The sequence below is a fragment of the Pseudanabaena sp. PCC 9330 genome (assembly GCF_055795045.1).
Genome location: NZ_JAYFES010000115.1, coordinates 743,737 through 768,640 on the forward strand (window position 1 = coordinate 743,737; position 24,904 = coordinate 768,640).

Genomic DNA, 24,904 nt, shown 5'->3' on the forward strand with positions numbered 1-24,904 from the left:
TTGTGTTTTGCTGGGCTGTTATGTTTGAGTACCTGTTGCCACGCTCACAGGCCACCTCGTCAGAAATCATTGAATATCTAGAGCTGCACCAAGCAGCCCAGGCATTTCGTCTAGAGCTGGAACATCGGGCTCAGGTAGAAGCCTATTGCCAGTGGTATTACCAGGTAGCCGCTGAAAACCGACAAGATTTTGCCCGCATGCGATCGGAGCTAAATCTACTGGGTTGGTTGAGCCGCCGCCCGGTTGCAGAGTCGGCTCAACTGATGGGGCAAGACCGTCTTAAAAACAAGCTAGAACTATAGAGCCTCTAGCTCACCTTGCTTGAGGTGGGCACGCATGGGTCGCTTAGCCCCTTCAACGGCAAACTCGACCTGTACAGGAAAGTTAGGGCTGATTGGGCGACCTTTATAGTCGGTCAAAATATTCACAACAACCCCCTCCAAGCCCTTGGCCTCGAAGGCTTCGTTGCGGTGTAGCGGGTGGTGGTAGAAGGTAACAGATTCTTTGACTCGGACGCGATCGCCAACGTTCATAGCACACACTCGCTCTTGTTCAATCCTCCCTAGCGCCTGGCACCCAGGTGGAAAACTTGGTTACAACCCTATTATCTTTGCACAGGATGGCCCCGGTGCTCCAGGTCAACGCTGGTAGATTAGGCGGGGTTGGTGCTTTGGGGTGGGGCATCGGGCTGGGTCAGGTGGGCGATGCGCTGGGCCATGGCAGCCAAGTCAGGATGCTGGGGAGCGACGGCCTCGGTGCGTTCTTGAAAGGCCTGGCCAATTTCGCTGTCGTAGAGCAAATGCCGTGCCTGGTCGCGCAGCTCAGGGGCGCGATCGAGGGGCTGGGGCTGCTTGGCCATCAGCACCTCATCCATCTGCACAATCAGCTGAGAAATGGGTCGTAGCCAGCTAAACTGCTCGTGGCTGAGCACCAGACGCAGGTAGTCACCCTTGTGGGCGATAGGGCCGTGGCTGGCTTCGTAGCGGTCTTTTTCAGCATCCATCAAAATTTTGTGGGCCTTGAGCAGCAGCGATCGCAGCTCGTGTAGGGGGGCAAAGGCCGGATCGGTTGCAGGGTTACCAACAGTCATGCCGCTCTCGTATAGTCTCGTAATACTGCCTTTACCATTCCACAGAATGGCCGATGATTTCAAGGGCAGAATGGGTGACGCTTGAGTTCTCTGTGGTTGGGGGGATTTAGCCCCCATGGGGATGCCAAGTTTGGTGTCACAATAGCCCTACAGTCTTTTGTGTAGATATGGATTTCACCACCGTTTGCCCAGGGCAGCTGTCAATCATCGCTAGCGACTTTGACGCTCGGCCCATGAGCTTTGTGCAAGGGGGTGAGCGTTTTGGCTACGAACCCGCTGTGGCTCGGGCGGTGGGGGAGGTGCTGGGGCTAGACCCGGTGTGGTTTGATATTGCCCCAGAGCAGTTTTACCCCACCCTCAGCACCGGCGATTACGACGTGGTGTGGTTTAGCCAGGCCATCACCCAAGATCGCCGCGCTTGGGCCGACTTTACCCGGCCCTATGGGCGCTTTGATGAGGCGGTGCTAGTGCGTGAAGAGAGCCCCATCTACGCCGCCGCCGACCTGGCGGGCAAGCGCCTGGGGGCACTGGCGGGCAGCACCCCCTTAGCTCTGACCGAGGCACTCCCCGACCTGGAGTGGGTGGCTTTTACCGGGCCAGACCAAACCCTGGCTACCCTAATGACGTCTCTGTCAGATAGCACCATCGATGCCCTGGTGGGCGATGCCCTGATGTTGATGACCGCCGAGGCTGACAGCAAACATCTGCGGGTAGCTTTTCAGCTGCCGACCCAGCATCCCTTTGGCATTGGGGTCTTGCCCGGCAACCGCGAACTGCTCGAAGCCCTCAACCACGCCCTCAACCAGCTGATTGTGAATGGCACTCTGGCCAAGCTGTGGGCTCAATGGATTCCTTACAAGCCGTTTCCGTTTTAGGTGTGCTAGAGGCTGGGTGATCAAGGTCGTAGCTGCTTCTAGATCCATGGGCCGAGAGAAGGCGTAACCCTGCTGGTCATGGCCGCAGTGGGCCTGAGCGTATGGCGCTACCCTTTGGCGTGGTCGGGGCAAGGTCTCTCCCAGGTTGAGCACAGAATGTCTGGGGCCATGCCCTGGTGTCGCAGCGATCGCAGACTGCGCGCCCCATCTCGCTTGGCCAGCCGCCTACCGGTCTCGTCACGCACCAGCGGACAGTGGTAGAACTGGGGCACCTCCCATCCCAGGGCGCGGTAGAGCAAAATTTGCTTGGCGGCAGAGAGTAGTAGATCTGCGCCCCGCACCACCTCGGTAATGGCCATGGTGTGGTCGTCAGCCACCACCGCCAACTCATAGCTGGGAAATCCATCCCGTCGCCAGACGATGAAGTCGCCAAAATCTTGGCCTGCGGTGAAGGTCTGCGGCCCCAAATTTTGGTCGATGAACGCAATGGTTTCGCCATCGGGCACCCGCAAGCGCCAGTTTACTGCGCCAGGCTCATTGACGGGTTTCCAGGTGGTGGGGCGTAGCTGGGGAGGAAAGATTACCTCGCGATCGCCCTCGTGGGGCGCACTGAGCGCCTGGGCCACATCGCGCCGGGAGTGGGGGCTGGGGTAGATGGCCCCGGCCTCGTTAAGCTGCTGCCAGATTTGTCGGTACAGGGGCTGGCGATCGCTCTGGGTATACGGCCCATACTCGCCGCCCACGTCTGGCCCCTCCTGCCAGCGCAGGCCAAACCAGGCCAGGTCTTCGAGCAGATCGGCGGCGTACTGGGGCTGGCAGCGATCGCGATCGAGGTCTTCAATGCGGAGAATCAAGGTACCGTGGTGCTGCTGCGATCGCATCTGGGCCGTCCAAAAAGTCTTGGCATGGCCCAGGTGCAGGTGCCCGGTGGGCGTAGGGGCCAGCCGCCCCCGGTAGTGTAGGGGTACCGGTGTAGAGTCAGCCATAGAAACAATCAGTCAGCCATGGGAGCGTGGGTGCGGCTCAACTCGTATCAACTCATATATAAGCGCGCCACGCCTTCTTTGATCACTTCCACCAGCTGCTCTTGGCGCAGGCTGACGTGGGCCGACATGCAGTTCACTGCGGCCTCCACATTGCGGTTCTGAACGGCATTGAGAATTAGCTGGTGCTCGGCGCAGGTGTTGCGGCGGTAGGGCTCTTGCTCCATGGAGATCAGCCGCAGGTAGTGGGCGCGGGCGTTGACGTTTTGCAGCATGTGCAGCAGCTCGCTATTTTGCGACAGCTCCGCCAGGCGCTCGTGAAAGGTTTCGTCGCAGCGGGCACAGTCGACCGGCGACAGGGTGCAAAAATTTTCGCTGGCAGTCTGCCAAAACTGGATCAGGGCGTCGATTTCGTCGTCGCTGGCGCGCTCAGTGGCCAGTTTGGCGCTCATCATCTCCAGGCCGCAGCGCACTTCGTAGAGGGCAAACACGCGCTTGGTATCTAGCGGTTTGCAGGAGAAGCCCTTGCGCGGCACAAAGTCGAGCAGGCCCTCGGCCACCAGGCGGTTTAGCACTTCTCTCAGGGGCGTGCGGCTGACCCCAAAGGAGGCCGCTAGCTCTACTTCATTGAGCGGCTCGCCGGGGCGAAACTTGTAGGTCATCGCCATCTGTTTGAGCTGCTCGTAGATGCGATCGACGCTGCTGCCGGAGGGCTTGCGGGCTTTACTGGCCTGGGGGTTGGCTGCTGGGGCGGCCTGGGTTTGGGGAGCCTGGGAACCTGCTTTGGCCACGATCGCACTCCAACTGTCAAGATGAAATAAAAACTGTGCCTGAAAACACAGAAGCGCCTAGGCAAAGCCACTAACGTCTCTTGTATACAACGTTGAATTCAGGGTTAAATTTTCTGGGGCATTCATTGTTGTATGTCTAGTATACGCAACCCATTGGGTTCTGGATACTAAGCTAAAAGGATTTCTTGGGGGAGTGATGGTTGGCCCCTGTTCTGTCTAACTGTTGTGTTCTTTCTATTAAATTGGGCCTTTTGCTATGTCATTTTTGCGTCATGCTGAGTCTTTTGCGATCGCACTCAACCGCCGCCGCTTTCTGCGCTATGGCTCGTTGGCTCTAGGCACCGGGGTGCTGGCGGCCTGCGGGGGCGGCACGTCAACCACCACTGCGCCGACAGATACTTCGACGGGCGCGGCCCCTGGCGAGCTAGACAAAGTCACCTTTGGCACCAGCTGGTTTGCCCAGGCTGAGCACGGCGGCTTTTACCAGGCGGTAGCCACCGGTATCTACGAAGAGCACGGCCTTGATGTCACCATTCGCATGGGTGGCCCCCAAGTCAACGGCAACCAGCTGTTGATGGCGGGTGCGATCGATTTCAACATGGGCTATGCCATTGATGCGATTAACGGCATTAAAGAGGGTTTGCCTAAGGTGACGGTGGCCGCTATCTTCCAAAAAGATCCTCAGGCGCTGATGGCGCACCCTGGGGTTGGGATAGATGCTTTTGAAGATCTGCAGGGCAAGACGATTTTGATGTCCACCGCTGCTCACACCACTTTTTGGCCGTTTTTAAAGGCTAAGTACGATCTGAGTGATGACCAGATGGGGGTTTACACCTTTAACGTGGGGCCGTTTGTCGCCGATAAAAACCTGGTACAGCAGGGCTACATTACGTCTGAACCCTTCGCGGTAAATCGGGAGGGGGGCTTTGACCCAGTAATTTTGCTCATGGCCGACCATGGCTATCCCAACTACACCACCACCATCGAAACTCGCCGCGAAATCATGGAGAGCAACCCCGACCTGGTGCAGCGGTTTGTGGATGCCTCGATCAAAGGCTGGTATAGCTATTTGGAAAATCCTGCGCCGGGGAACGAGCTGATTAAACAAGACAACCCCGAGATGACCGATGAGCAGATCGCCTTTGGCCTAGAGAAAATGGCGGAGTACGGCATCATTCTCAGCGGCGATGCCGAAACCCAGGGCATTGGCGCGATGACCGATGCGCGCTGGGAAGAAATTTTCACGGTGATGTCTGACCTGGGGGCGTTTGATGCTTCGGTTGACTACAAGCAGGCCTATTCCCTCGACTTTGTGAATAAGGGGCCAGAGGCATACCAGGCTTAGACCCACCCCGCCCTTTTCTCCGAAACGCTTCGCGAATGGGCATCCTTCCGAGGAGGAATGGGGGCTAAATCCCCTCCTCTGAGGGGTAGGGGTGGGTCAGCCCAGTCCTCGTGACCCACCCCGCCCTGCGGGCACCCCTCCGAGGAGGGGACGGGGAGGCTAAATCCCCTCCTCGGAGGGGTGGGTTAGCTCGCCCGTTATCGAATTGTTCACCTACGACCCTCCAGGCCGGAGGTTTGGCCGATGATTGTTTCAACGTTACCCAATGCGATCGCCATGCAGACCCAACCCATCCTCACCCTGGAGCATGTGGGCAAAACCTACGCCAACGGCACGGTGGCCCTGCAAGACTTTAACCTGGCCGTCGAGCCGGGGACAATCACCAGCCTGGTGGGGCCATCGGGCTGCGGCAAGAGCACCGTACTGCGAATTATTTCCGAACTGGGCGACCTGACCACCGGGCGCATGACCTGGCAAAACAGCGACGACCACAAGCTGGCCTACGTCTTTCAAGAGGCGGCGCTAATGCCCTGGGCCACGGTGATCGACAACATTCGCCTGCCGCTGAAGCTGGCGGGAGTGCCCAAGCGCGAGGCGCTGGAGCTGGTGTCAGATGCGATCGCCCAAGTCGGTCTGCAAGGCTTTGAGCGGGTTTACCCCCGCGAACTCTCTGGCGGCATGAAAATGCGGGCCTCGATCGCCCGCGCCCTGGTCACCTGCCCCAGCGTGCTGCTGATGGATGAACCCTTTGGGGCTCTAGATGAGATGACTCGCGGCAAGCTCAACCAGGATCTGCTCCAGCTTCAGCATCGGCGTAATCTGACGATTCTGTTTGTCACCCACAGCATTTATGAGGCGGTGTACCTGGCTCACCGGGTGGTGGTAATGGCCTCGAAGCCAGGGCGGGTGGTGGCGGAGATTGCGATCGACAGCCCCCACCCGCGCGAACCCGACTACCGCACCTCCGCCCAGTTCAACCGCTACTGCCGCGATGTCTCCCACAGCCTGTCTGAGGCCATGGGCGAGTCGTTGGCCCTGGCGCTTTAGCGATTTCTCAAGCGTAGGTTGGGTGGAACGGAGTGGAACCCAACGCACCCAACCCCTCTGCTGGGTTCCGCTAGCGCTTCACCCAGCCTACACCTGGCCTTTTGATTAAAAACCGGGTTCTGGCAATCCAAAATCCTCCATCCAAAATTGTTAACCCCCATGCTCTCTCCCGCCCTAGAACAGCCCCAAACGCAGCCCCGGTGGCTGAAGGCGCTCCTCTCCCCCGACGTGCTCGCTCCCGTCATCGTCGGTCTCGTTTTGCTCACCGCCTGGGAACTGGCCGTCCGCTTCACCAATACTCCCGCCTACATCCTGCCCGGCCCTATCCTGATTCTGCAAACCCTGGCAACAGACTGGCCGACGCTGATTCCTTCCTGGTTTGTGACCATGAAGATCGCCTTCACTGCACTGGTCGCCGCCACCCTGTCGGGCCTCTTTGTCGCGATCCTCTTTGCCCAGAGTAAGTGGATCGAGCGCAGCTTCTTTCCCTACGCGGTGCTGCTGCAAACCACGCCCATCGTCGCCGTTGCTCCGCTGATCATCATCTGGCTGAAGAGCAACACCTTCGCCGCCCTGGTGGTCTGCGCCTGGATTGTCGCCTTCTTCCCCATCGTGTCGAACACTGTGCTGGGGCTAAACAGCACCGACCCCTCGCTGGTAAACCTGTTTAAGCTCAACAAGGCCAGCCGCTGGCAAACCCTGTGGCACCTGCGCCTGCCCACCAGCCTGCCCTACTTCTTAGCAGGTTTAAGAATTAGCGGTGGCCTCGCGCTGATTGGAGCCGTAGTCGCAGAATTTGTCGCCGGTACTGGCGGTGCTCAATCAGGACTGGCCTACCAGATCTTGATGGCGGGCTACAACCTGCAAATTCCTCGTATGTTTGCGGCACTGCTGCTGATCACGGTGTCGGGGATTGCCATCTTCGCCGCCCTCTCAGCCCTGTCGAACTATTTGCTCAAAGATTGGCACGCCAGCGCCATGACCCACGAGAACTAGCCCGATTTCTTGTAGGGTGCATTCGCGAAGCAATGCACCAAAGCTTTTGCAAAAAGGATTCCGTCAACATAATGGCGACGAAATTCTTGATGTACAAAAACCTTCATCGGTGCATTGCTAGCGCGAATGCACCCTACCACCTCCACCTTTTGCCCTTAATTGGAGAAATCCCCATGCTCACCACTCAACAGCCCGTGCTGCGGCGCTTTTGGTACCCCGTCATTCCTCTGGATAATCTGCTTAACGGCCCGCAATCCTTCACCCTGCTCGAAGAACCTCTGGTGCTGTGGATCGATGGTGATGGCAAGCCCGCCGCCCTGCGCGATCGCTGCTGTCACCGTTCTGCCCAGCTCTCGAAGGGTATTGTCAAAGACGGCTGCGTGCGCTGCCCCTACCACGGCTGGCAGTACGACGCCAGCGGCACCTGCGTCGATGTGCCCCAGCTCGACGCGGGCGCGGCGATTCCCAAAACCTACCGGATCGATGCCTTCCACTGCGTCGAGCGCTACGGCTATGTGTGGATCTGTCTGGATGAAAATCCCCTTCAGCCGATTCCCGAGATTCCTGAATTTGCCGATGCCAACTTTCGGTTCATTCACGAATTTTATGAACCCTGGAAAGTTGGGGGGCTGCGGGCGATCGAAAACTCCTTCGACAGCGCCCACGGGCACTTTGTTCACGCTAGCTCTTGGGGCGATATGTCGAACCCTCAGCCGCCGCCGATCGATGACGTCACCGAAACCGACTTTGGCTTTGTGATGAAGCACTGGCTAGAGGTGCTCAACCCCGACCTGCAAAAGAAAAACCTGGGCATCGCCGAAGAAAAAACCATTCGCACCAATACCCGCACCTGGTATATGCCCTTTGCCCGCACGCTCAAAATTCAGTATCCCAACGGTCTAGAACACCTGATTTTTACCGCCTACACCCCGATTGATGACCAAAATTCCCAGGTGGTGCAGTTTTGCCTGCGAAATGACACCGAGGCCGAGGCCAAGGCGGCAGACATCATCGCCTTCGATCGCCAGGTGACCAGTGAAGACCGCGTCATTCTCGAAGGCACCGACTACGATGCACCCCTGAGTCTGGCTGAGGAACAGCACATGGCGAGCGATCGCCCCGGTATTCTCATGCGCCACCGCTTGGCCAAACTGCTAAAAGAACACGGCGAAGTGGAGCAGAGGCGAGCCAGGACGGCGATCGTGCCTGCTAAACCATTGGCAGCAGCCACCACCCCGTAGGGTGCATTCGTGTAGCGAAGCGAAGCAATGCACCCTACTCCTATCCCTTCACCCATCCACCCCGAGACCACCTATGCTTGTCACCCAACATCCTGTCTTGCGACGCTTTTGGTATCCGGTCATCCCCATCGCCGACCTCAGCGATGGCCCCCAATCTTTCACGCTGCTGGGGGAACCCCTGGTGCTGTGGCTAACGGCGGCAGGGAAACCGGCTGCATTGCGCGATCGCTGCTGTCACCGCTCTGCCAAGCTCTCCATGGGCATGGTGCAAAACGGCTGTGTGCGCTGCCCCTACCACGGCTGGGAATATGATGAAACTGGGGCCTGTGCGAAAGTGCCCCAGCTCGAATCCGGCGCGGCAATTCCCAACACCTACCGGGTCGATGCCTTCCACTGTGCTGAGCGCTACGGCTACGCCTGGGTCTGCCTGGCCGACGATCCCTTGCTGCCTCTGCCGGAGATCCCTGAGGCAGACGAGCCCAACAATCGGCTGATTCCCCAGTTCTACGAACCCTGGCAGTGCAGCGGCCTGCGGGTGATGGAAAATTCCTTCGACAACGCCCACTTCAGCATCGTCCATGCCGAATCTTTTGGCGTGACCGAGCAGCCCAAGCCCGTCAGATCAGAGCTGGTGCCCCTGGAGCTGGGCCTCAAGGCCTACGCCACCGTGCCCGTGGTCAACCCGCCAATCCAGCAGCAGATTCTCAACATTCCCGACAGCCTGACCATGCGGGAGGTGGAATCGACCTGGTACGTGCCCTTTAGCCGCACGCTGAAGATTACCTATCCCAACGGGCTGATGCACTTGATCTTTACGGCGGCGACTCCAGTGAGCGATCGCATCTCCCAGATCGTGCAGTTCTGCATTCGCAACGACAGCGAGGCTGAGGCCAGCGCCGAGGCGATCATCGCCTTCGATCGCCAGGTGGTCAACGAAGACAAGCTAGTGCTCGAATCGACCGACTACGACACCCCGGTGGACGTGTCCTGTGAGCAACACATGCCGTCGGATCAGCCGGGCATCATCATGCGCCGACAGCTCGCCGCGCTGATTAAGACCTATGAGTTGGTTCAGGAGAATGGGCGGGTTTTGGCGGAGGTGTAGCGCTGGTGAGCATTGCCTGCCCTAGCCGGGGTAGATGCCGATGGCAAGTTGAATACCCTGCTGAATATGCTGTAGCGATCGCGAGTTGACCCTGCCGTACGGCCCTTGCTCCAGATAGCTTTTGCTCACGGCCAAAATGTTATCGCAGATTGCTAGAGAATCTGCCTGCAACCCACCCTCCCCAGCTTTGACCAAAATGCGCGTCGGTGTCTCACCACTGCCCAGGTCGCTGGTAAAGGGAACCACCAAAACTGTTTGGCTGAACTCATTGCGAAGGTTGATCGACACCACAACTACTGGGCGCTTTTTGCTATCTCCCAGACTGCGCAGAGCTCTGACCAAGTAAATCTCCCCCTGGAGTGGGTAAGCTGCCACAATCCCCTAGAGCTCCCCATTCTCTATGGTTTCTTCAAACTGTTGCTGCGCAAACTCTGCCCATGCTTCCTCTTGATCTAAATCAGCTTGGCCGCGCGATTGGTAAAACTGCCGCAGCTGGTCATCAATTTTTTGATTACGCCAAAGCCTCAGCGCTTCCTCAATCGCTGCTGAGCGGTTGTCCGAGAGGCGATCGATTTCAGCTAAAAGCTCAGCATCCAGAGTGACCGACACCCGTCGCTTATTCGACATAGTGGCCATTGATTATGTCCAACCGAGTATGGAGCAAGCATATTACTCCTGATCATACCGCGACTCACAAAAGCACCTGTCCTGGCCAGAGATCTTTCGCTGCCAGCCTAGCAATTCATTGCCAAGCTAGCGAAGTCCCAGCCACCCATATTCTCAACCCGCCAAAATCTAAAATTCCTATGCAAACCATCATCCAGTCCGTCCTCGCTCTGCAAAACGGCACCCTTGAATCGGTGGATGTGCTGCTGGTGGGCGATCGCATCCACACCGTCGCCCCCGCCCACACCCTGCCCGTCGCCCCCCACCAGCGGGTGATTTCGGGCCAGGACAAGCTGCTGCTGCCGGGTTTTGTCAACGGCCACACCCACTCCTCCCAGGTGTGGCAGCGGGGGCTAATTCCCCAGCTACCGTTAGAACTGTGGCTGGCTAACGTGTTCGACTCTACCCCCCGACAGCTCGACCAGTTTTACTGGGGCGCAGTCAGCACGGCAGTGGATACTCTGCTCTCCGGCGGCACCTGCCTGATGGATCACGCCTATGTGATTCCAGGGCAGGAATTGGAGACGGTGGATGCCCTGGTGCAGGGCTACAAAGCCGTGGGCATTCGCGCTGTAATCGCGCCGCTGATTCAAGATTTGCCCTTTGCGGCTGGGTTTCCGCAAGGGTGCCTATTGCCCCAGTCGACCTTGCCAAGGTCGGCGGCCCATCTGCTAGCGATGATGGAGGCAATCATTGCAGAATTCCACGACCCCGACAGCGGCATTTATATCGGTGTGGGGCCGACGGGGTTTCACCGCTGTTCGGATGAACTGCTGGTGGGCTGTGCAGAACTGAGCGATCGCCACGATCTCTGCTACCACACCCACCTGCTCGAAACCCGCGCCCAGCAGCGCCTGGCCCAAGAGCGCTACGGCATCAGCGCCGTTCAGCACCTACAGACTCTTGGCTGCCTTACCCCCCGCACCTCCATGGCCCACGGGGTCTGGATTGATGACGCCGACATTGAACTCTTAGCCAATGCCGGATCCACCCTCGTCCACAACCCCGTCAGCAACCTGCGCCTCGGCAGCGGGTTAGCTCCCATTCTCAAATGCCTGCAAGCAGGGCTAAACGTAGCGATCGGCTGCGACGGGGCCGCCAGCAACGACGCCCAAAACATGCTGGACGCGATCAAGCTGGGCACGATTTTGCACACGGTCACCGATCAGGACTACGAGAACTGGCTGACTCCCGAGCAGGCGGTGGAGATGGCGGCTGCGGGCGGAGCTAAAGGGGTGAATTTGGGCGATCGCACTGGCACCCTCTCCCCCGGTATGGACGCTGACTTGGTGCTCTACAACCTCAACCATCCTTCAATGCTGCCCCGCAACAACCCGCTGCAACTGCTGGTTTTGGGACGCCCCACCGATGTGGTCGAAGCCGCCTGGGTGCAGGGGCGACAGCTGGTCGATCAGGGACGGGTGCTCACCGTAGACATCGCCGCCCTGAACCACAGGTTGCGGCTCCAGCCTCAGTCAGCTCAGCAGACAGTCTCACCCCACCACCCCGTCGAACCCCATTACCGAGAAGTGATGTTAAATCGCTAACCATAAATTGCGCCCTGAGGAAATCAGGCCAACGGGCAAGGGCCGAGTTAGGTTTGCCTAGATGAAACGATGGCAAAATGCCTCTTTCATGCCCGACACCTCGCCATTCCTATCGAGGCTGGTTTACTTTTGTAAATCAGATGAATATTTAATGCTCATTTCTTTTTATGGTAAAAGTAGCTGCAAAAATTAGGTGGTAAAGCCTTACGAAAGGCAGCAATTATATTTTTTCGCCCGTGTATAGGGTTAAGCAAGTCTTGATCTGCTCATGGGAGATTGACTTTAGTTCTAGAGCAGTGCTTCGGCTCAATCTTTTCTTGAGAAATATCTGGAAGCTGCTGTAAAGCTCTCTGGGCGGGGCACGAGGCGCAAAATATCTGTCTTTTGGCTGATTGACTTTCAGCAGAAAAGTAGTGTTTTTTCTTGGCTGAATGCGATGGTAAAGGCTTAAAAATCTGCGCGAGCTTGGGTCTTGACGTTGGATAGTTAGGATTTTTAAATATGTCCACTTTTTCATTATTGTTTATTGCAGTTCTGGGTATTGCCTTACTGCTTTTCTTGGTCATTGTGGTGCGGTTGCAGGCATTTTTGGCCCTGCTGCTGGTGAGTCTCTTTGTCGCCGTCATTGGCGGCATTCCCCCCGCCGAAATTGCCGGGGTGATTCAGACAGGCATGGGCAATACCCTGGGCTACATTGCCATTGTGATTGCCCTGGGGGCGATGTTTGGCGAAATGCTCCAGGTCTCGGGCGGGGCCGAGCAGATCGCCAACTCGTTGGTGAAAAAGTTTGGCGAAGACAAGGCCCAGTGGGCCTTGGGCCTGGCCGGTCTGGTGATCGCCATTCCGGTGTTTTTTGATGTGGCGCTGATTTTGTCGATTCCGCTGGTGTATAGCCTGGGGCGGCGCACGGGACGATCGCTGCTTTACTACGCCATTCCTCTGGTGGCGGGCATTGCGGTGGGCCACTCGTTCATTCCGCCGACGCCGGGGCCGGTGGCGGTGGCCTCGCTAATTGGGGCCGACCTGGGCTGGGTTATTCTCATGGGTCTGGTGGCGGGTATTCCGGCCATGGCCATTGGCGGGGTCTACTTCGGCAAAAAAATTGCGGGCAAGATTCACCTCAATGTCCCCGCTGAGATGGAAGAGGCTGCCCCGCCGCCCCAGGGCGTTCCCCTCAAAGACTTGCCCAGCTTTACGATGGTGATAACGCTAGTAGCGATTCCCCTGGTGCTGATTTTGCTCAACACCGTGTTGGGGGTAACGCTGCCCGAGGGTAACCCAGTGCGCGACTGGATGGCGTTCATTGGCCACCCGTTCACGGCCCTGACCATTGTGACGCTGCTGTCGTTCTACTTTTTGGGCACGATGCGGGGCTACACCCGCAACGACATTCAGCGCATTGCCACCAAGTCGTTTGAGCCCATCGGTATGATCATCTTGGTGACTGGGGCAGGCGGCGTGTTTGGCCGCACCCTGATTGAAACCGGGGTCGGAGAAGCCCTAGCGGGGGCAATGGCCGCTTCGAATTTGCCGATTATTCTGCTGGCGTTTTTGATTGCCACGGTGGTGCGGGTCAGCCAGGGCTCGGCCACGGTGTCGATGGTGACGGCGGCGGGCCTGGTGGCCCCGGCGGTGGAGCTGGCCAACTATTCGGCCCCTATGGTGGCGGCGATTGTGATTGCGATCGCCTCCGGGGCCACGGTGCTCTCCCACGTTAACGACTCGGGCTTTTGGCTGGTGGGCAAATTCTTAGGTATGACCGAGAAGCAGACCCTCCAGTCTTGGACGGTGATGGAAACTATCGTTGGCCTGGTAGGCCTGGGGATTATGCTGCTCGTGGGGCTGTTCCTCTAAAGAAGGTCCAATACCAAACCCGAGTTCAAAATCTCCGATTCAAAAACGAGGCACTTTGGAGGAGCAAACGGCGTTTGCCCTGCCTAATCGGGGGTAACCAGACAGGCTTCGACATCACTGCGGCATGAATTTTGCCAGGGCAAACAACCGTTTGCCCCTACCCCATCAACATTTCTCACACCCTTCCTTACCATGGCTGACCAAAACTACATCATCGGGGTCGATATTGGCACCACCAGCACCAAGTCGGTGCTGTTTACTGAGGCAGGCAAAGTGGTGGGCAAAGCCCTGGTCACCTACCCTCTCTACACCCCCGATGTCGCCACCGCCGAGCAAGACCCGGAGGAAATCTTTGCCGCCGTGGTCAAAACCGTGCAGAAGCTGATGGAAGCCTACGTGCTCAACCCCTCCCAGGTGCTGGGCCTGTGCTTTAGCGCCGCCATGCACAGCCTGATCTTGGTCGATGCCGATGGTAAACCCCTCACCCGCAGCATCACCTGGGCCGATAACCGCAGCGCCGGTTGGGAAAAGCGGGTCAAGGCTGATATGGAGGGCCACGCCGTCTACCGGCGCACGGGCACTCCAATTCACCCGATGTCGCCCCTGGTGAAGCTGGCCTGGCTGCGGCACGAACAGACCGAGCTGTTTCAGTCGGCGGTGCGGTTTATTTCGATCAAAGAGTATGTGTTCTACCGGCTGCTGGGCCGCTACGTGGTCGATCACTCCATCGCCACGGCCATGGGTCTGCTGAATCTAGAGACGCTGGACTGGGATGCGGGGGCGCTGGCGATCGCCGGAGTCGCCCCCGATTCTCTTTCAGAACTGGTGCCCACTACCGCCGTGCTCACCGGACTCAAGCCCGCCATGGCGGCAGCCATGGGCCTGCGGGTCGAGACGCCGATCATTGCTGGGGCCAGCGATGGGGTGCTGTCAAATCTGGGGGTGGGGGCAATTTCGCCGGGGCTGGTGGCCGTCACCGTGGGCACCAGCGGCGCGGTGCGGGCCGTGGTCGATCGCCCCATTACCGACCCCCAAGAGCGGCTGTTTTGCTACCCCCTCACCGAGCACCACTGGGTGATTGGCGGCGCGGTCAACAACGGCGGCATTGCCCTGCGCTGGGTGCGCGACCAGCTGGCCGATGCCGAGGTGGCCACCGCCAAACGCCTGGGCCAGGACGTGTATAGTCTGCTGACCTCCATGGCGGGCGCGGTGCCCCCCGGCTCAGAGGGGCTGCTGTTTCACCCCTACCTGATGGGCGAGCGATCGCCCCTGTGGAACGCCAATGCCCGGGCCTCGTTCTTTGGCCTCAGCGTTAAGCACACCAAGTCGCACCTGGTGCGATCGGTGCTAGAAGGTATTGTCTACAACCTCTATCTGGTGCTCAAGGCGCTAGAAGATTTTGCTGGCCCCGCGACGCTCATTCAGGCGACGGGGGGCTTTGCCGAGTCGGCCCTGTGGCGGCAGATGATGGCCGATATCTTTGACCGCGAGGTGACGATTCCTGAGCACTACGAAAGCTCCTGCCTGGGGGCGGCAGTGCTGGGCCTCTACGCCCTGGGCCGGGTGCCGTCGCTGGAGACGGTATCGACGATGATTGGCGAAACCTATCGCCACCAGCCAATCGCAGAAAATGTGACGGTTTATAAGAAAGTATTGCCAGTATTCGAACACCTGACGGTGGTGTTTGAGCGGGAGTACGATGCGATCGCCGCCCTCCAGTGCCAGCTCAGCAAATAATGCAGGTTGCCGTTACAAATAACCCTCCAGTCCTTCAGCCTGGGAATGAGCAAGATGACTCAGGATGCGAGATTCATCCAGCCGCTAGCAGCCCTTTAGACCTTAAAGAAGGCGACACTTCTTATCTAGGTAGAATGTCTATAGATTTCTACCATTGCTCCTATGGGTATGAATATCAAAGACCCCCAAGCCCACAGCATGGCTCAGGAGTTAGCCGCTCTGACCGGCCAAAGTCTTACCGACGCCGTCAAAATGGCGCTTCAGCAGGCGCTTACTCAGATCAAAGCTAACCAGATTACGTCCGAGCCTCGCCCTTTGGTCGAACGGTTGAATGAGATTGCGCTGCGCTGCGCCGCCCTGCCAGACTTTGACAGCCGCAGTCCAGACGAAATTGTGGGCTATGGCGACTATGGACTGCCCAGCTTAGAGTGACCGCTTTGCCTAACGCTTTGGCAAAAGCCAGAAATCAGCCTTTGCTATTCAAAGTGAACGATTTCTCCAAAACAGATATTTCGTGGGCGTAAAGCTCCTCCTAATCTTTGTCGATGTGTCCTGAGGACAATCCTGAGGAATATTTTGTCTTTGTCCTCAGGATTGTCCTCAGGACGTGTTAGGATAAGACCAAGGTTGAAGGGCCCAGGGAGACACCGCCCCCACTGGTGGGTATAGCTCCCGCTGGCAAACTCTCACGCCAGAGCGGTTAACAACCCGTCACCCCTCAAAAAGAGAGGTGATGCCAGTGCTACCACCAACATCACCACCAAAGGAAAAAAAGAAAACAACTAGCTTATTTAGACCAGCAGTTCCAGTGCTGGTCTTTTTATTTTAAACGCTTGGTGACCTTCCAGGCAATCTCACCATTTTTTCGGTACCCAGCACGGCTGAAGATAAACCCGGCCTCAGAGAAGCGATCGCCGTAGCTCTCAATTTCTCTAGGTGACAGGTCAATCAGCTCAGCCAGCTCCCTGGTACTAGGCAGCCAACCATTTTTAGCCGCATTCTCTAAAGTCTCAAAGTATTTCAGCGGGTCGGGTTGGCCAATTCCCATACGCCCCAACAACTCGGCCAGCGCGCCGATCATGCCGCCAAAATCATTCGGATTAATTGCCAGATCAGAGCCACTGCCAGATTGACCGCTGCCACTGTTCCCCGATCGCGGCCTCAGCCCTCGTGCCTCAATAAATTCAGCGGCGCTGCCCCCTTGGTTAATAAATCGATGCAATTCGTCCATCAGCTGCAACTGTTGGGCGGTGATGTAAGAGCGCTGTCCAACCTTGTCAGGGACAATCCCCAAGTCCTGCATGCGTTTGTACACAGCGCTGCGGGCCAGACTATAACGGTCTTGCAACTGATTGACTGGATACCGATCAATTTCCCCAGGGTTCATCGCTATCCTCCGGACAATCCTCAGGATGTTCTTTCAGTATCGCTTAGGAAACCATCCTCTGGATAGTCCTCAGGATGTTCTTTCAGTATTGCTTAGGAAACCATCCTCTGGATAGTCCTCAGGATGTTCTTTCAGTATTGCTTAGGAAACCATCCTCTGGATAGTCCTCAGGATGTTCTTTCAACATTGTGTAGATATATCCTCTTCGAGGACAGTCTCCTAGCAGCTATGAACCGCATTTAGCTTGCTGTCGGCCGATCGCCCCCTGCAACTGCTCCGTCATACCTAGGCTGGCTCCGTCGTACAGGCGCTGAAACTCGCGCTCAAAGTGGGCTGCTACCGTGGCGTTGCGAATCACCAGTAAATTTTCGTCATTGGTGTTGTTGGCTGCTTGGCTCCAGTTCTGAGACCCCACCAGCACGATGTTTTGGTCAAGCACCGCAAACTTGTGGTGCAGCTTGTCGCCATCGGGCAGGGCGGGGGTGCCCACCGTGGTGATCGGCCTTGCCCAGGGTACGCTGCTGTCACGCTTGCAGTTGTGGTCGGGCAGGGTGAGGCCCAGCATATCCAGACCCTCGCTATAGCTACGGTAGGCAAAACCGGGGTCGATTAGGGTTTTGACGGGAATGCCGCGATCGGCTACGGGCAATAGGCGATCGCTAATCGCCTGTTCCGAAAACACAAACAGCGCCAGGTTTACGCTCCGGGTGGCCTGGCCCAGGGTTTTGGCAATCAATCCATTCACACTCTGCGCCCAAGGCTGGGTTTTAGAGGTGGGCGAAAACTGGAGTTCTAAAACGGAACCGGGGGTCGAAGCTAGGGCCGAGGCCCGGTGGGGCTTTTGCAGACCAAACAGGCTATCTGTTTTGCCGCCGGGGCCATCGCCCCACATCAGGTCAAACTCCTGCTGAAACCGCTGGGCCAGGGGCGGGCTATCGATCACCAAAATACTGTTGGCGTTGCCTCGGCTGTCGGGGTTGGTGAAGTCGCCATGGGTGCAGCTCAGCGTCCAATTCGCTGAGCCCATGACTACGGTGCGGCCATCGACCACCATAAACTTGTGGTGCATCAGGCCGCTGCCCTTGCTGCCGTCGGCGGTGTCGTCAAGGCGAGGAATGCCTGCCTGGTCGAGAATGGTGAGGGCGTCGCGATCGCCCAACTCTTCTGCACTCAGCACCCCATCGCCATTGACATCGATAAAGGCAAACTGGTCGTTGGCCTTGTCCTGGTAGTGTTCGTCGAGCTGGGCAAAGGCGGCTGGGTTGCCCCGCTGCGCCATCGGCTTGCTGTAGGTATTCTCTAGCATCACCCGCACTGTTACCCCCGCCGCCTGGCGATCGGCCAGGGCATGGGCGATCGCCGGTAGCGAAAACTCTTGCACAGCGACATCGATAGAGGTTTGGGCGGTGGCGATCGCATCTACAACCACCTGCTCCAGATCGTCGCCGTAGCGCGTGATCTGACGGTAGGGGTCAGTGTAGACCGCCGCCTGGTTTTGGTTAAAATACGCCTGAATATAAGGATCTTGCGGCAGCGGATCGAGGGTGGGCAGCGTCGCCTCGCTGCGAAACTGGCTACTGACTCCCACAAATAGCAGAAGGCCCAGTCCAAAGGCGATCGCCCAGCGCAGCCAAGCAGACCTAGGCCGAGGAGAAAGTGGTAGATGCACAAGCTTTAGGAAAACTTCTATGGGTTTAGGAATCCCACAGAGCGCGATAGGCTAACGGAAAACGGTGATACACCATGCAGATCTGGGTCGATGCCGACGCCTGCCCCAATGTGATTAAAGAAATTCTCTTTCGGGCCGCCAAACGGGTTGCGATCAAAACCACCCTGGTGGCCAATCAAGAGATCCAAATCCCAGGATCTGACTACATCGACTTTGTGCAGGTGCGATCGGGCCTCGATGTGGCCGATAGCTACATCGTTCAGCACCTCCAGCCCCAGGGTTTAGTCATTACTGCCGACATTCCCCTGGCTGCCGAGGCCATTGAAAAAGGAGCCTACGCCCTCAACCCCCGGGGCGAATTCTACGATGCCGGCAACATTCGCGAACGCCTATCGATGCGAAATTTCTTGAACGAACTGCGCAGCGGCGGGGTAGAAACCGGCGGCCCACCCCCCTTTAGCCAGCGAGACACCGCCGCCTTTGCCAACCAGCTCGATCGCTTCTTAACCAAGCAGCAACGCTAGCGCCCCTGCCCACCCCCCCTATCCCCATCCCATTCTCATGCCCTACGACACTCTCTTTGCGCAGATCTCAGACCTCGTCCTGTGCCACTCTCCCAGCGGTGTAGAAGACGGAATTAACCTGCGTCTCATGGATGACCTGGCTCGCCTCGGGGTAGACCACTGGCGCGATGAGGCCGATAACGTGATCGCCAAAATTCCGGGCCGCGACGACAGCCGCGCCGTTGCCATCACTGCCCACAAAGATGAAATCGGTACCCTGGTCAAAAGCATCTACGCCGATGGCCGCGTATCGGTGCGCAAACTGGGCGGCTCGTTTCCCTGGGTCTATGGCGAAGGCGTGATGGACTTGCTGGGGGATCACGAAACCATCAGCGGCATTCTCAGCTTTGGCTCGCGCCATGTCTCCCACGAGTCGCCCCAAAAGGCCCAGCAGGAGACCAAACCAGTGACGTGGGAAACCGCCTGGGTCGAAACCAAGCGATCGCCCCAAGAACTCGCCGCCGCTGGTATTCGCCCCGGCACCCGGGTGGTCGTCGGCAAGCACCGCAAAGCTCCCTTTCGTCTGGGTGACTACATCGCCAGCTACACCCTCGATAACAAAGCATCCTTGGCCATTCTACTGATGCTGGCGGAACGGCTGCAGGAGCCGCCCGTGACCGTGTACCTGGTGGCCTCCGCGAAGGAAGAAGTGGGGGCCTTGGGAGCGCTGTACTTTGCCCAGCGGCAACGGCTGGAAGCGCTGATTGCCTTGGAAATCTGCCCGCTCTCGAAGGAATACCCCATTCAGGACGGAGACATTCCCGTCCTGCTGAGTCAGGATGGCTACGGCCTCTACGATGAGGGGCTGAATGCCGAACTGCGCCGCGCCGCGACCCAGCACGATGTCCCGCTCCAGATGGCCGTGATCAGTGGCTTTGGCAGCGACGCCTCGATCGCCATGAAGTTTGGCCATGTGTCGCGGGCCGCTTGCCTCAGCTTCCCTACCCACAACACCCATGGGTATGAGATTGCGCATTTGGGGGCGATCGCCCACTGCGCCGACATTCTAGAGCACTACTGTAACGACCTGTGACAGGGGCCAGGTTAGGCCCAAACCTTTTCTAGAATAAAATTAAGCCCCTTTCGGCAAACACGTTCAGGCAAAGCTATGGCCAAAACCGTTTCAGATGTGATGACTCCCAACCCGATCTCGGTGACCCCTGACACCGTGCTCAAAGACGCCATTCAGCTCATGGCCGACAACCACGTGGGCGGGCTGCCGGTGATCAACGCAGACAGCGATCTAGTGGGCATTTTGTCAGAATCTGACTTGATGTGGCAAACCACCGGGGTCGATATGCCGGCCTACATCATGCTGCTTGACAGCGTCATCTACCTCAAAAACCCCACCCAGTACAACCAAGAACTTCACAAAGCCCTGGGCCAACTGGTCAAAGACGTCATGACCGACCACGTCGTTACCATCGCCCCCGACCAATCGCTCCGCGACGCTGCCCACCTGATGCACGAAAAGAAAGTGCGTCGCCTACCTGTGGTCAATGCCGAGAAGCAGGTCGTCGGCATTCTCACTCGGGGCGACATCGTGCGAGAGATGGCGAATAGCTACGCCTGATGGAGGGTGAGTTTTAAGGACTTAGTTTTAAGGGTTGAGGGTTGAGTTCTTTCGGTAATGCTTCAACTCAAAACTCAAAATTCAACCTTCAAAACTCTCCCACTCAATCCCCCCTATCGCCGATCCCCAAAATGGCCGATAGTAGAAAGAACAGAATTGTGTTCGGTTCTACAAAATGGCGATTACTCCTGACTCGGTGCGAGAGCTGCTCCACTCTGACGACTACGGGGATCGGCTGCGAGCCGTCAACCAAATGCGTGAGCTAGAACCAGCAGAGGCCTTTGAGCTGGTGCAGTTGGCGGCCAACGATGGCAATGCCCGGGTGCGCTACGCAGCGATTAGCCAGATTGCCAGCCTGGGGCAGCAAGATCTGGCTACTGTAGAGCCGCTGCTGCGGCGATCGCTCACCCAAGACCCTGAGCCCGATGTGCAGGCCGCTGCCGCTGACACCATTGGCGGGCTCAAGCTGACCAGCGCCTACCCCGATCTGGCCGCGCTCTACCACAGCACTGAAGAGTGGCTGGTGAAATTTAGCATTGTCGCCGCCCTAGGGGAGCTAGGAGAACCGGACGCCTTTGACCTGCTGCAAGAAGCCCTCAACTCAGACAACGAGTTGATTGCTACCGCCGCTATTGGGGCGTTGGGCGAGCTGGGCGATCGCCGTGCCCTGCCCCTGCTGCTTACCTATACCCAACATTCAGACTGGCAGGTGCGCCACCGACTGGTGCAGAGTCTGGCGCAATTTGCGGAACCCGAAGCAAAAGCCGCTCTAGAACAGCTCACCCAAGACGAGTCTGACATCGTAGCGGGCGCAGCTCGCCAGCATTTAACCCGTTAGCACCACCACCTTTGACGAGCTAAGACACTTCAAATTTGCTTAACACTGCTTAACACCCTCTCAGAAAAGCGCTAACTTTCCTAAAGATTGAGCAGCGGGCAAATAGAGCAACTTTTGTCACTTGCCTGTCAAGGTAGAAGCAAACAAAATTCCTATGCAGGCAAAATAGCCTTGAAATAGCTGGATGCCTCAAAACCATGCTCCATTTGCGATGGCCTGACAAAGTTTGCTATAGTAAAGCAGTGCTCGTATTACTATTTCTGTACTAGTTTGAGCTCATTGAGCATTAGTTTAAACAATGCCTAAATTAATGTTCTGGTAAAAGCCTTTAAGGCTGACGCCTGAAGATTTGTGTAGGGCATGTCATAAAAATAATTTATTGGTTGTTACGATTTATCCTCACAGGTTAGTGCCAAGCTTCTGAACCTGTCTGTTCTAAAACCCTCAACTCAAGACATTGGAGATGGCCTGAGTGATTGCAACTTCTCCATCTGCACAACGGCAAAAGTGGGACACGTTGAGTTTCGTGTCTACCTTATACTTGCAGCCGGTGCTAGACCTCTTGCTCAAAGATGTGCCGGTGCTGTGGCAGGCAGAGGTTCGCCTAGGTCTACAAGAGGCCTTAGTTAATGCAGCTAAGCACGGCAACGCCCTAGACCCTGCCAAATGTATCTCCGTAAAGTACACTGCCTCGGCTGCTGAGATCTGGTGGGTGATTGCTGACCAAGGCAGTGGCTTTCACCATCCCTGCAACTGCGACGAAGCTGAAGATAGCAACTGCACCTCTCACCCTGGAGAGTGCGGTCGTGGTCTCTATATTCTTTACCAGGTATTTGATCAGGTCACCTGGCGCAATGGCGGTCGTGAGCTACACCTTGGCAAGGTGGTGCGTCAGGCCCACAGGCTACCGCTGATTCGGTAGGGTAATGGGGTAGGCAGTCTAGCTATCTTGAGCTGATCGCGCCTTGCGATCGCCGTGGCTTGGGCAGGGGGGCGCTTGCAGGCTGTGGTTGAGCCACCCGGCTGCCTGCTCCACTCGGGCCAGCGCTTCTTCAGAATTGTCTCTGAGCAAAAAGACTAGTGCAGCGGCTAGCTGCTCTTTGGCGCGTATGCGGCGATCGCGATTGAGCCGGTGCCAGTCAGCCGGTTTGATTGCCAGTCGCTCGGCCAACGCCTGGGCTAGCTCTAGGTCGGTGAGGTCATCGGTGGGCTGGGGCGACGAAGGCCGCAGCGATGAATCAAATGAAAAAGCCATAGATACTGAAACCAGTTGGGGTTAACTAGAAGATATCCCAAGTCCAGCTCGGTAGCCGTCGGTTTTCCTCGGTAGAACTTCGCTTCTGGCCTTGGCTGAGGCTAATCCCCTGTTCAATCCGTTGGCCAATGGGCAGCATCTTCCATTTATTTATTTTGCACCATGAAGCGAGTCTATCGGCGACACAGAAACCATAGCCAGCAGGGCTCTGTTGGGAGCAGTCCTGAGGGTGCCAGCCCCTCGTTGCCAGAGCTGTTGCAGCAGCTAGAAGGGTTAGAAGCCCGACTCCATCAGCTCAAGGCCGGTCTCTCTAACCTGTTACAGCTCCAGCAGGCCGAAACGGCTCCTCCGGCAGACGATCTCCAAGCGGCGGCCCAGGAGACCCTGCGGCTACAGGAGGCCGTCGATGCCTTTGAGCTGGAGCTAGCTAGCCGCGTCATGTCTTGGCAGCACCTGCAAGAACCCTTTTGGCAGGCGGTGCGCTTTGGTGGGCTAGGCCTGCTGGTTGGCTGGTTTTTTGCTTGGTTGGCCTATCGAGGCTAGCCCGCCAAAGCGCCGCCGCGACGACTGGAAAATATAATTGGTAGAACTTTTTAATATTGGCAAAGATAAGTGCACAACCCATGCTAGGATTGAAAATCGTGGATAGGGCGGGTCGGTGCCCGAGTGGTTAATGGGGGCGGACTGTAAATCCGCTGGCTACGCCTACGCTGGTTCGAATCCAGCCCGGCCCATCCGCGACAATTGCCCTTATAGCTCAGTGGTAGAGCACTCCCTTGGTAAGGGAGAGGTCACGAGTTCAAATCTCGTTAAGGGCTTTGAGAAAGATAAATGCTGGTCAAGATAGGTCATTGGTGCCACTGCTAGCTGTGGCACGCTGATGTCGCTACCAAAACAGGTGGTCTAGCCATCCGCTCAATAGCTTAGGCCCTTGGGGTTCTTGATAGTCGGTGGGCAGTAGGGCGTCAAAGGCCCGTTTGAGGTCTGCCAGGGCGGCGTCAATGTCGGCCCGCTTGGGTCTGGCCTGGTGGGGCACCTGCACGGGCGGCCCAAATCGCAGGGTGAGGCGCTTGCGAAAATATAGGGTTTTGGTGCCGATGATGGCGACGGGGTAGATAGGCACTCCCGATCGCATGGCGTAGAGCACGGTACCTCGTTTGAGCGGATGCATTTGCCCCTCCTCTGCGCCCAGCCGCCCCTCGGGAAACAGCATAATGCCATCGCCCCGGCCCAGGATCGCCTGCACTGCCTGGTCGATCTGACGCATTTGTTGAATCGAGCTGCCGTTGGGGACGCGATCGCGAATTTCGGTGGCCAGAGGCGTTAGATCTTCCCTGCCCCCATCGGCGGCGGCCATCACGGCTATTTCTTCCTTCCACCAGCGCTCTAGGGGTATGACCCCACCGGCCCAGTCGATCAGCCAGCGTTTCCAGCGTTTGTTGAACAGGGTGCGGGCATCGCCCAAGATGTAGTAGTAGGGGCGAGGTGGGCAAAAGGCAAGAATTAAAAATGGATCCAGATGGCTGAGGTGGTTGGCGGTAAGAATGTTGGGTTCATTGGGAATATTCTCTGGATGCTCAATGCGCACCCGAAAGAAGCTTTTGATAAACCGGCGCATGGCCCAGCGGCGAAATCGGCCACTGACCCGGCGATCGGCGGTGCTGTTGGCGATCGCGCTCAGTTCTGCCAGGTCGTGCTCAATGCAGCGCCGCACCGAGGGATGTTGGGCCATGGCTACCCCTTCACGCACGCGGGCGATCGCCTCGGGCGTGAGGGTCGCCGCTGGCTGATGAGATGGCTCGTTAGACGGCTGGAGCTTGACGGGGTCGGCCATGGTGGAGATCAGGGTCTAAGGTTTTGAGCGCCCGTGGCACGCTTTATATTTTTTGCCGCTGCCACACCAGCAGGGGTCACTGCGTTGAGGCACTAGGGGCGGCAGGGGGTCGCCATCGGTGTAGATCCACCGGTCTTTTTGCCGCACAAAGCGCGATCGCTCATGGACCTGACCCGGTTTAGGGTCTGCGTAGTAGGCGATGAACTCCACCACGCCCTGTCTATCTTTTGGTTGGCCCGCTGCGGTCGCCAGCACTTGCAGCCTCAGCCAGGTGGTGGTCGCTATGGTTTGCAGAATGGCGGCCCTTTGCGCTGGGTAGCGCTGGGTGGGGTGATGGGTGGCGATGAGATAGTCTGCGTTGCCCTGGTGGTAGGCAGTGTAGCGCGATCGCATCAGCGCTTCCGCCGTGGGGGGCAAGGCGGCACCCGTCAGGTAGGGTTGGCAGCAGTCGGTGTAGGGGCGACCGTGGCCGCAGGGGCAGGGCATCGGCTCAGCCATGGTGCTCGCC

The 24,904-nt window shown here is 57.6% G+C and carries 28 protein-coding genes and 2 tRNA genes; 19 read left to right on the plus strand and 11 right to left on the minus strand.

All coding sequences use genetic code 11. The annotated features are described in order from the left end of the window. The first annotated feature begins 35 nt into the window (after window positions 1–35). Entirely contained in the window at window positions 36–302 is a 267-nt protein-coding gene (locus AC0QKW_RS20580; RefSeq protein WP_473152956.1) for a hypothetical protein, read from the plus strand. Here AC0QKW_RS20580 and AC0QKW_RS20585 read toward each other — a convergent pair. Both AC0QKW_RS20585 and AC0QKW_RS20590 read right to left on the minus strand, forming a co-directional pair. After that, complete coding sequence (locus AC0QKW_RS20585; RefSeq protein ID WP_473152957.1) at window positions 297–533, minus strand: ferredoxin-thioredoxin reductase variable chain; 237 nt, start codon at window positions 531–533, stop codon at window positions 297–299. The two genes, AC0QKW_RS20580 and AC0QKW_RS20585, sit on opposite strands and share 6 nt — an antisense overlap. 119 nt (window positions 534–652) lie before the next feature. Further along, on the minus strand, window positions 653–1,090 hold the full coding sequence (locus AC0QKW_RS20590) for a hypothetical protein (RefSeq protein WP_473152958.1): 438 nt from the start codon (window positions 1,088–1,090) through the stop codon (window positions 653–655). 167 nt (window positions 1,091–1,257) lie between these two features. On the opposite strand from AC0QKW_RS20590, the gene AC0QKW_RS20595 reads away from it, so the two are divergent. Continuing rightward, window positions 1,258–1,965 carry a substrate-binding periplasmic protein gene (locus AC0QKW_RS20595; RefSeq protein ID WP_473152959.1) on the plus strand — a complete coding sequence of 236 codons (708 nt, stop codon included), beginning with the start codon at window positions 1,258–1,260 and terminating at the stop codon, window positions 1,963–1,965. Between the two features lie 107 nt (window positions 1,966–2,072). Here the strand turns inward: AC0QKW_RS20595 and AC0QKW_RS20600 are convergent, their stop codons facing one another. Next, complete coding sequence (locus AC0QKW_RS20600) at window positions 2,073–2,951, minus strand: glutamate--tRNA ligase family protein (protein ID WP_473152960.1); 879 nt, start codon at window positions 2,949–2,951, stop codon at window positions 2,073–2,075. A gap of 47 nt (window positions 2,952–2,998) precedes the next feature. Then, complete coding sequence (locus AC0QKW_RS20605; RefSeq protein WP_473152961.1) at window positions 2,999–3,739, minus strand: GntR family transcriptional regulator; 741 nt, start codon at window positions 3,737–3,739, stop codon at window positions 2,999–3,001. Window positions 3,740–3,995: 256 nt separating this feature from the next. Here AC0QKW_RS20605 and AC0QKW_RS20610 point away from each other — a divergent pair, with 256 nt between their 5' ends. The 5 genes from AC0QKW_RS20610 (at window position 3,996) to AC0QKW_RS20630 (ending at window position 9,473) form a co-directional block, all read left to right on the plus strand. Continuing rightward, window positions 3,996–5,084: an ABC transporter substrate-binding protein gene (locus AC0QKW_RS20610; protein ID WP_473152962.1), complete on the plus strand. Its 1,089-nt coding sequence runs from the start codon at window positions 3,996–3,998 to the stop codon at window positions 5,082–5,084. A 276-nt stretch (window positions 5,085–5,360) separates the two neighbouring features. After that, window positions 5,361–6,131: an ABC transporter ATP-binding protein gene (locus AC0QKW_RS20615; RefSeq protein ID WP_473153016.1), complete on the plus strand. Its 771-nt coding sequence runs from the start codon at window positions 5,361–5,363 to the stop codon at window positions 6,129–6,131. A 159-nt stretch (window positions 6,132–6,290) separates the two neighbouring features. Continuing rightward, window positions 6,291–7,127, plus strand: coding sequence for an ABC transporter permease (locus tag AC0QKW_RS20620; protein WP_473152963.1), 837 nt, complete (start codon window positions 6,291–6,293; stop codon window positions 7,125–7,127). A gap of 173 nt (window positions 7,128–7,300) precedes the next feature. Further along, window positions 7,301–8,368 carry an aromatic ring-hydroxylating dioxygenase subunit alpha gene (locus tag AC0QKW_RS20625; protein WP_473152964.1) on the plus strand — a complete coding sequence of 356 codons (1,068 nt, stop codon included), beginning with the start codon at window positions 7,301–7,303 and terminating at the stop codon, window positions 8,366–8,368. Between the two features lie 73 nt (window positions 8,369–8,441). After that, window positions 8,442–9,473: an aromatic ring-hydroxylating dioxygenase subunit alpha gene (locus AC0QKW_RS20630; protein ID WP_473152965.1), complete on the plus strand. Its 1,032-nt coding sequence runs from the start codon at window positions 8,442–8,444 to the stop codon at window positions 9,471–9,473. 21 nt (window positions 9,474–9,494) lie between these two features. On the opposite strand, the gene AC0QKW_RS20635 is transcribed toward AC0QKW_RS20630, so the two are convergent. Beyond that, a complete protein-coding gene (locus AC0QKW_RS20635) occupies window positions 9,495–9,848 on the minus strand; it encodes a type II toxin-antitoxin system PemK/MazF family toxin (protein WP_473152966.1) in 354 nt (117 codons plus the stop codon). Window positions 9,849–9,854: 6 nt separating this feature from the next. After that, the gene (locus AC0QKW_RS20640; protein ID WP_473152967.1) at window positions 9,855–10,109 is read right to left on the minus strand and encodes a CopG family ribbon-helix-helix protein; all 255 of its coding nucleotides are present in this window, start codon (window positions 10,107–10,109) and stop codon (window positions 9,855–9,857) included. Between the two features lie 170 nt (window positions 10,110–10,279). Here AC0QKW_RS20640 and AC0QKW_RS20645 point away from each other — a divergent pair, with 170 nt between their 5' ends. From AC0QKW_RS20645 to AC0QKW_RS20660, 4 genes are all read left to right on the plus strand, one after another. Then, window positions 10,280–11,686 carry an amidohydrolase family protein gene (locus tag AC0QKW_RS20645; RefSeq protein ID WP_473152968.1) on the plus strand — a complete coding sequence of 469 codons (1,407 nt, stop codon included), beginning with the start codon at window positions 10,280–10,282 and terminating at the stop codon, window positions 11,684–11,686. 501 nt (window positions 11,687–12,187) lie between these two features. Then, window positions 12,188–13,540, plus strand: coding sequence for a GntP family permease (locus tag AC0QKW_RS20650; RefSeq protein WP_473152969.1), 1,353 nt, complete (start codon window positions 12,188–12,190; stop codon window positions 13,538–13,540). Window positions 13,541–13,732: 192 nt separating this feature from the next. Beyond that, the gene (gene gntK, locus AC0QKW_RS20655) at window positions 13,733–15,277 is read left to right on the plus strand and encodes a gluconokinase (protein ID WP_473152970.1); all 1,545 of its coding nucleotides are present in this window, start codon (window positions 13,733–13,735) and stop codon (window positions 15,275–15,277) included. Window positions 15,278–15,439: 162 nt separating this feature from the next. Then, window positions 15,440–15,709, plus strand: a complete 270-nt coding sequence (locus tag AC0QKW_RS20660; RefSeq protein WP_473152971.1) for a type II toxin-antitoxin system VapB family antitoxin — start codon at window positions 15,440–15,442, stop codon at window positions 15,707–15,709. Window positions 15,710–16,097: 388 nt separating this feature from the next. Here AC0QKW_RS20660 and AC0QKW_RS20665 read toward each other — a convergent pair whose 3' ends face one another. Both AC0QKW_RS20665 and AC0QKW_RS20670 read right to left on the minus strand, forming a co-directional pair. After that, window positions 16,098–16,664: a hypothetical protein gene (locus tag AC0QKW_RS20665; protein ID WP_473152972.1), complete on the minus strand. Its 567-nt coding sequence runs from the start codon at window positions 16,662–16,664 to the stop codon at window positions 16,098–16,100. A gap of 226 nt (window positions 16,665–16,890) precedes the next feature. Then, entirely contained in the window at window positions 16,891–18,333 is a 1,443-nt protein-coding gene (locus tag AC0QKW_RS20670) for a phospholipase D-like domain-containing protein (protein ID WP_473152973.1), read from the minus strand. A gap of 74 nt (window positions 18,334–18,407) precedes the next feature. Between AC0QKW_RS20670 and AC0QKW_RS20675 the strand changes: the two genes are divergently transcribed. From AC0QKW_RS20675 to AC0QKW_RS20695, 5 genes are all read left to right on the plus strand, one after another. Next, the gene (locus AC0QKW_RS20675) at window positions 18,408–18,857 is read left to right on the plus strand and encodes a YaiI/YqxD family protein (protein WP_473152974.1); all 450 of its coding nucleotides are present in this window, start codon (window positions 18,408–18,410) and stop codon (window positions 18,855–18,857) included. Between the two features lie 37 nt (window positions 18,858–18,894). Beyond that, complete coding sequence (locus AC0QKW_RS20680) at window positions 18,895–19,929, plus strand: M42 family metallopeptidase (RefSeq protein ID WP_473152975.1); 1,035 nt, start codon at window positions 18,895–18,897, stop codon at window positions 19,927–19,929. Between the two features lie 75 nt (window positions 19,930–20,004). Continuing rightward, the gene (locus AC0QKW_RS20685) at window positions 20,005–20,469 is read left to right on the plus strand and encodes a CBS domain-containing protein (RefSeq protein ID WP_473152976.1); all 465 of its coding nucleotides are present in this window, start codon (window positions 20,005–20,007) and stop codon (window positions 20,467–20,469) included. Between the two features lie 175 nt (window positions 20,470–20,644). After that, window positions 20,645–21,307 (plus strand): phycobilisome degradation protein NblB, encoded by a 663-nt coding sequence (gene nblB / locus AC0QKW_RS20690; RefSeq protein WP_473152977.1) that lies wholly within the window; start codon window positions 20,645–20,647, stop codon window positions 21,305–21,307. Window positions 21,308–21,833: 526 nt separating this feature from the next. Then, entirely contained in the window at window positions 21,834–22,229 is a 396-nt protein-coding gene (locus AC0QKW_RS20695) for an ATP-binding protein (RefSeq protein ID WP_473152978.1), read from the plus strand. A gap of 18 nt (window positions 22,230–22,247) precedes the next feature. Here AC0QKW_RS20695 and AC0QKW_RS20700 read toward each other — a convergent pair whose 3' ends face one another. Further along, on the minus strand, window positions 22,248–22,562 hold the full coding sequence (locus AC0QKW_RS20700) for a DUF6439 family protein (protein WP_473152979.1): 315 nt from the start codon (window positions 22,560–22,562) through the stop codon (window positions 22,248–22,250). 162 nt (window positions 22,563–22,724) lie between these two features. Here AC0QKW_RS20700 and AC0QKW_RS20705 point away from each other — a divergent pair, with 162 nt between their 5' ends. From AC0QKW_RS20705 to AC0QKW_RS20715, 3 genes are all read left to right on the plus strand, one after another. After that, complete coding sequence (locus AC0QKW_RS20705) at window positions 22,725–23,105, plus strand: sll0565 family protein (RefSeq protein WP_473152980.1); 381 nt, start codon at window positions 22,725–22,727, stop codon at window positions 23,103–23,105. Between the two features lie 109 nt (window positions 23,106–23,214). After that, a tRNA-Tyr gene (locus AC0QKW_RS20710) sits at window positions 23,215–23,296 on the plus strand. A 12-nt stretch (window positions 23,297–23,308) separates the two neighbouring features. After that, a tRNA-Thr gene (locus AC0QKW_RS20715) sits at window positions 23,309–23,380 on the plus strand. Window positions 23,381–23,448: 68 nt separating this feature from the next. Here the strand turns inward: AC0QKW_RS20715 and AC0QKW_RS20720 are convergent. Next, a complete protein-coding gene (locus tag AC0QKW_RS20720; protein ID WP_473152981.1) occupies window positions 23,449–24,396 on the minus strand; it encodes a lysophospholipid acyltransferase family protein in 948 nt (315 codons plus the stop codon). A gap of 15 nt (window positions 24,397–24,411) precedes the next feature. Continuing rightward, window positions 24,412–24,894 (minus strand): YchJ family protein, encoded by a 483-nt coding sequence (locus tag AC0QKW_RS20725; protein ID WP_473152982.1) that lies wholly within the window; start codon window positions 24,892–24,894, stop codon window positions 24,412–24,414. Window positions 24,895–24,904: the final 10 nt, after the last annotated feature.

Coding starts and splice junctions, on each gene's coding strand:
- AC0QKW_RS20585 (WP_473152957.1), bottom strand. CDS start 533: ATGAACGTTGGCGATCGCGTCCGAGTCAAAGAATCTGTTACCTTCTAC.
- AC0QKW_RS20590 (WP_473152958.1), bottom strand. CDS start 1,090: ATGACTGTTGGTAACCCTGCAACCGATCCGGCCTTTGCCCCCCTACAC.
- AC0QKW_RS20595 (WP_473152959.1), top strand. CDS start 1,258: ATGGATTTCACCACCGTTTGCCCAGGGCAGCTGTCAATCATCGCTAGC.
- AC0QKW_RS20600 (WP_473152960.1), bottom strand. CDS start 2,951: ATGGCTGACTCTACACCGGTACCCCTACACTACCGGGGGCGGCTGGCC.
- AC0QKW_RS20610 (WP_473152962.1), top strand. CDS start 3,996: ATGTCATTTTTGCGTCATGCTGAGTCTTTTGCGATCGCACTCAACCGC.
- AC0QKW_RS20615 (WP_473153016.1), top strand. CDS start 5,361: ATGCAGACCCAACCCATCCTCACCCTGGAGCATGTGGGCAAAACCTAC.
- AC0QKW_RS20620 (WP_473152963.1), top strand. CDS start 6,291: ATGCTCTCTCCCGCCCTAGAACAGCCCCAAACGCAGCCCCGGTGGCTG.
- AC0QKW_RS20625 (WP_473152964.1), top strand. CDS start 7,301: ATGCTCACCACTCAACAGCCCGTGCTGCGGCGCTTTTGGTACCCCGTC.
- AC0QKW_RS20630 (WP_473152965.1), top strand. CDS start 8,442: ATGCTTGTCACCCAACATCCTGTCTTGCGACGCTTTTGGTATCCGGTC.
- AC0QKW_RS20640 (WP_473152967.1), bottom strand. CDS start 10,109: ATGGCCACTATGTCGAATAAGCGACGGGTGTCGGTCACTCTGGATGCT.
- AC0QKW_RS20645 (WP_473152968.1), top strand. CDS start 10,280: ATGCAAACCATCATCCAGTCCGTCCTCGCTCTGCAAAACGGCACCCTT.
- AC0QKW_RS20650 (WP_473152969.1), top strand. CDS start 12,188: ATGTCCACTTTTTCATTATTGTTTATTGCAGTTCTGGGTATTGCCTTA.
- gntK (WP_473152970.1), top strand. CDS start 13,733: ATGGCTGACCAAAACTACATCATCGGGGTCGATATTGGCACCACCAGC.
- AC0QKW_RS20660 (WP_473152971.1), top strand. CDS start 15,440: ATGGGTATGAATATCAAAGACCCCCAAGCCCACAGCATGGCTCAGGAG.
- AC0QKW_RS20665 (WP_473152972.1), bottom strand. CDS start 16,664: ATGAACCCTGGGGAAATTGATCGGTATCCAGTCAATCAGTTGCAAGAC.
- AC0QKW_RS20675 (WP_473152974.1), top strand. CDS start 18,408: ATGCAGATCTGGGTCGATGCCGACGCCTGCCCCAATGTGATTAAAGAA.
- AC0QKW_RS20680 (WP_473152975.1), top strand. CDS start 18,895: ATGCCCTACGACACTCTCTTTGCGCAGATCTCAGACCTCGTCCTGTGC.
- AC0QKW_RS20685 (WP_473152976.1), top strand. CDS start 20,005: ATGGCCAAAACCGTTTCAGATGTGATGACTCCCAACCCGATCTCGGTG.
- nblB (WP_473152977.1), top strand. CDS start 20,645: ATGGCGATTACTCCTGACTCGGTGCGAGAGCTGCTCCACTCTGACGAC.
- AC0QKW_RS20700 (WP_473152979.1), bottom strand. CDS start 22,562: ATGGCTTTTTCATTTGATTCATCGCTGCGGCCTTCGTCGCCCCAGCCC.
- AC0QKW_RS20705 (WP_473152980.1), top strand. CDS start 22,725: ATGAAGCGAGTCTATCGGCGACACAGAAACCATAGCCAGCAGGGCTCT.
- AC0QKW_RS20720 (WP_473152981.1), bottom strand. CDS start 24,396: ATGGCCGACCCCGTCAAGCTCCAGCCGTCTAACGAGCCATCTCATCAG.
- AC0QKW_RS20725 (WP_473152982.1), bottom strand. CDS start 24,894: ATGGCTGAGCCGATGCCCTGCCCCTGCGGCCACGGTCGCCCCTACACC.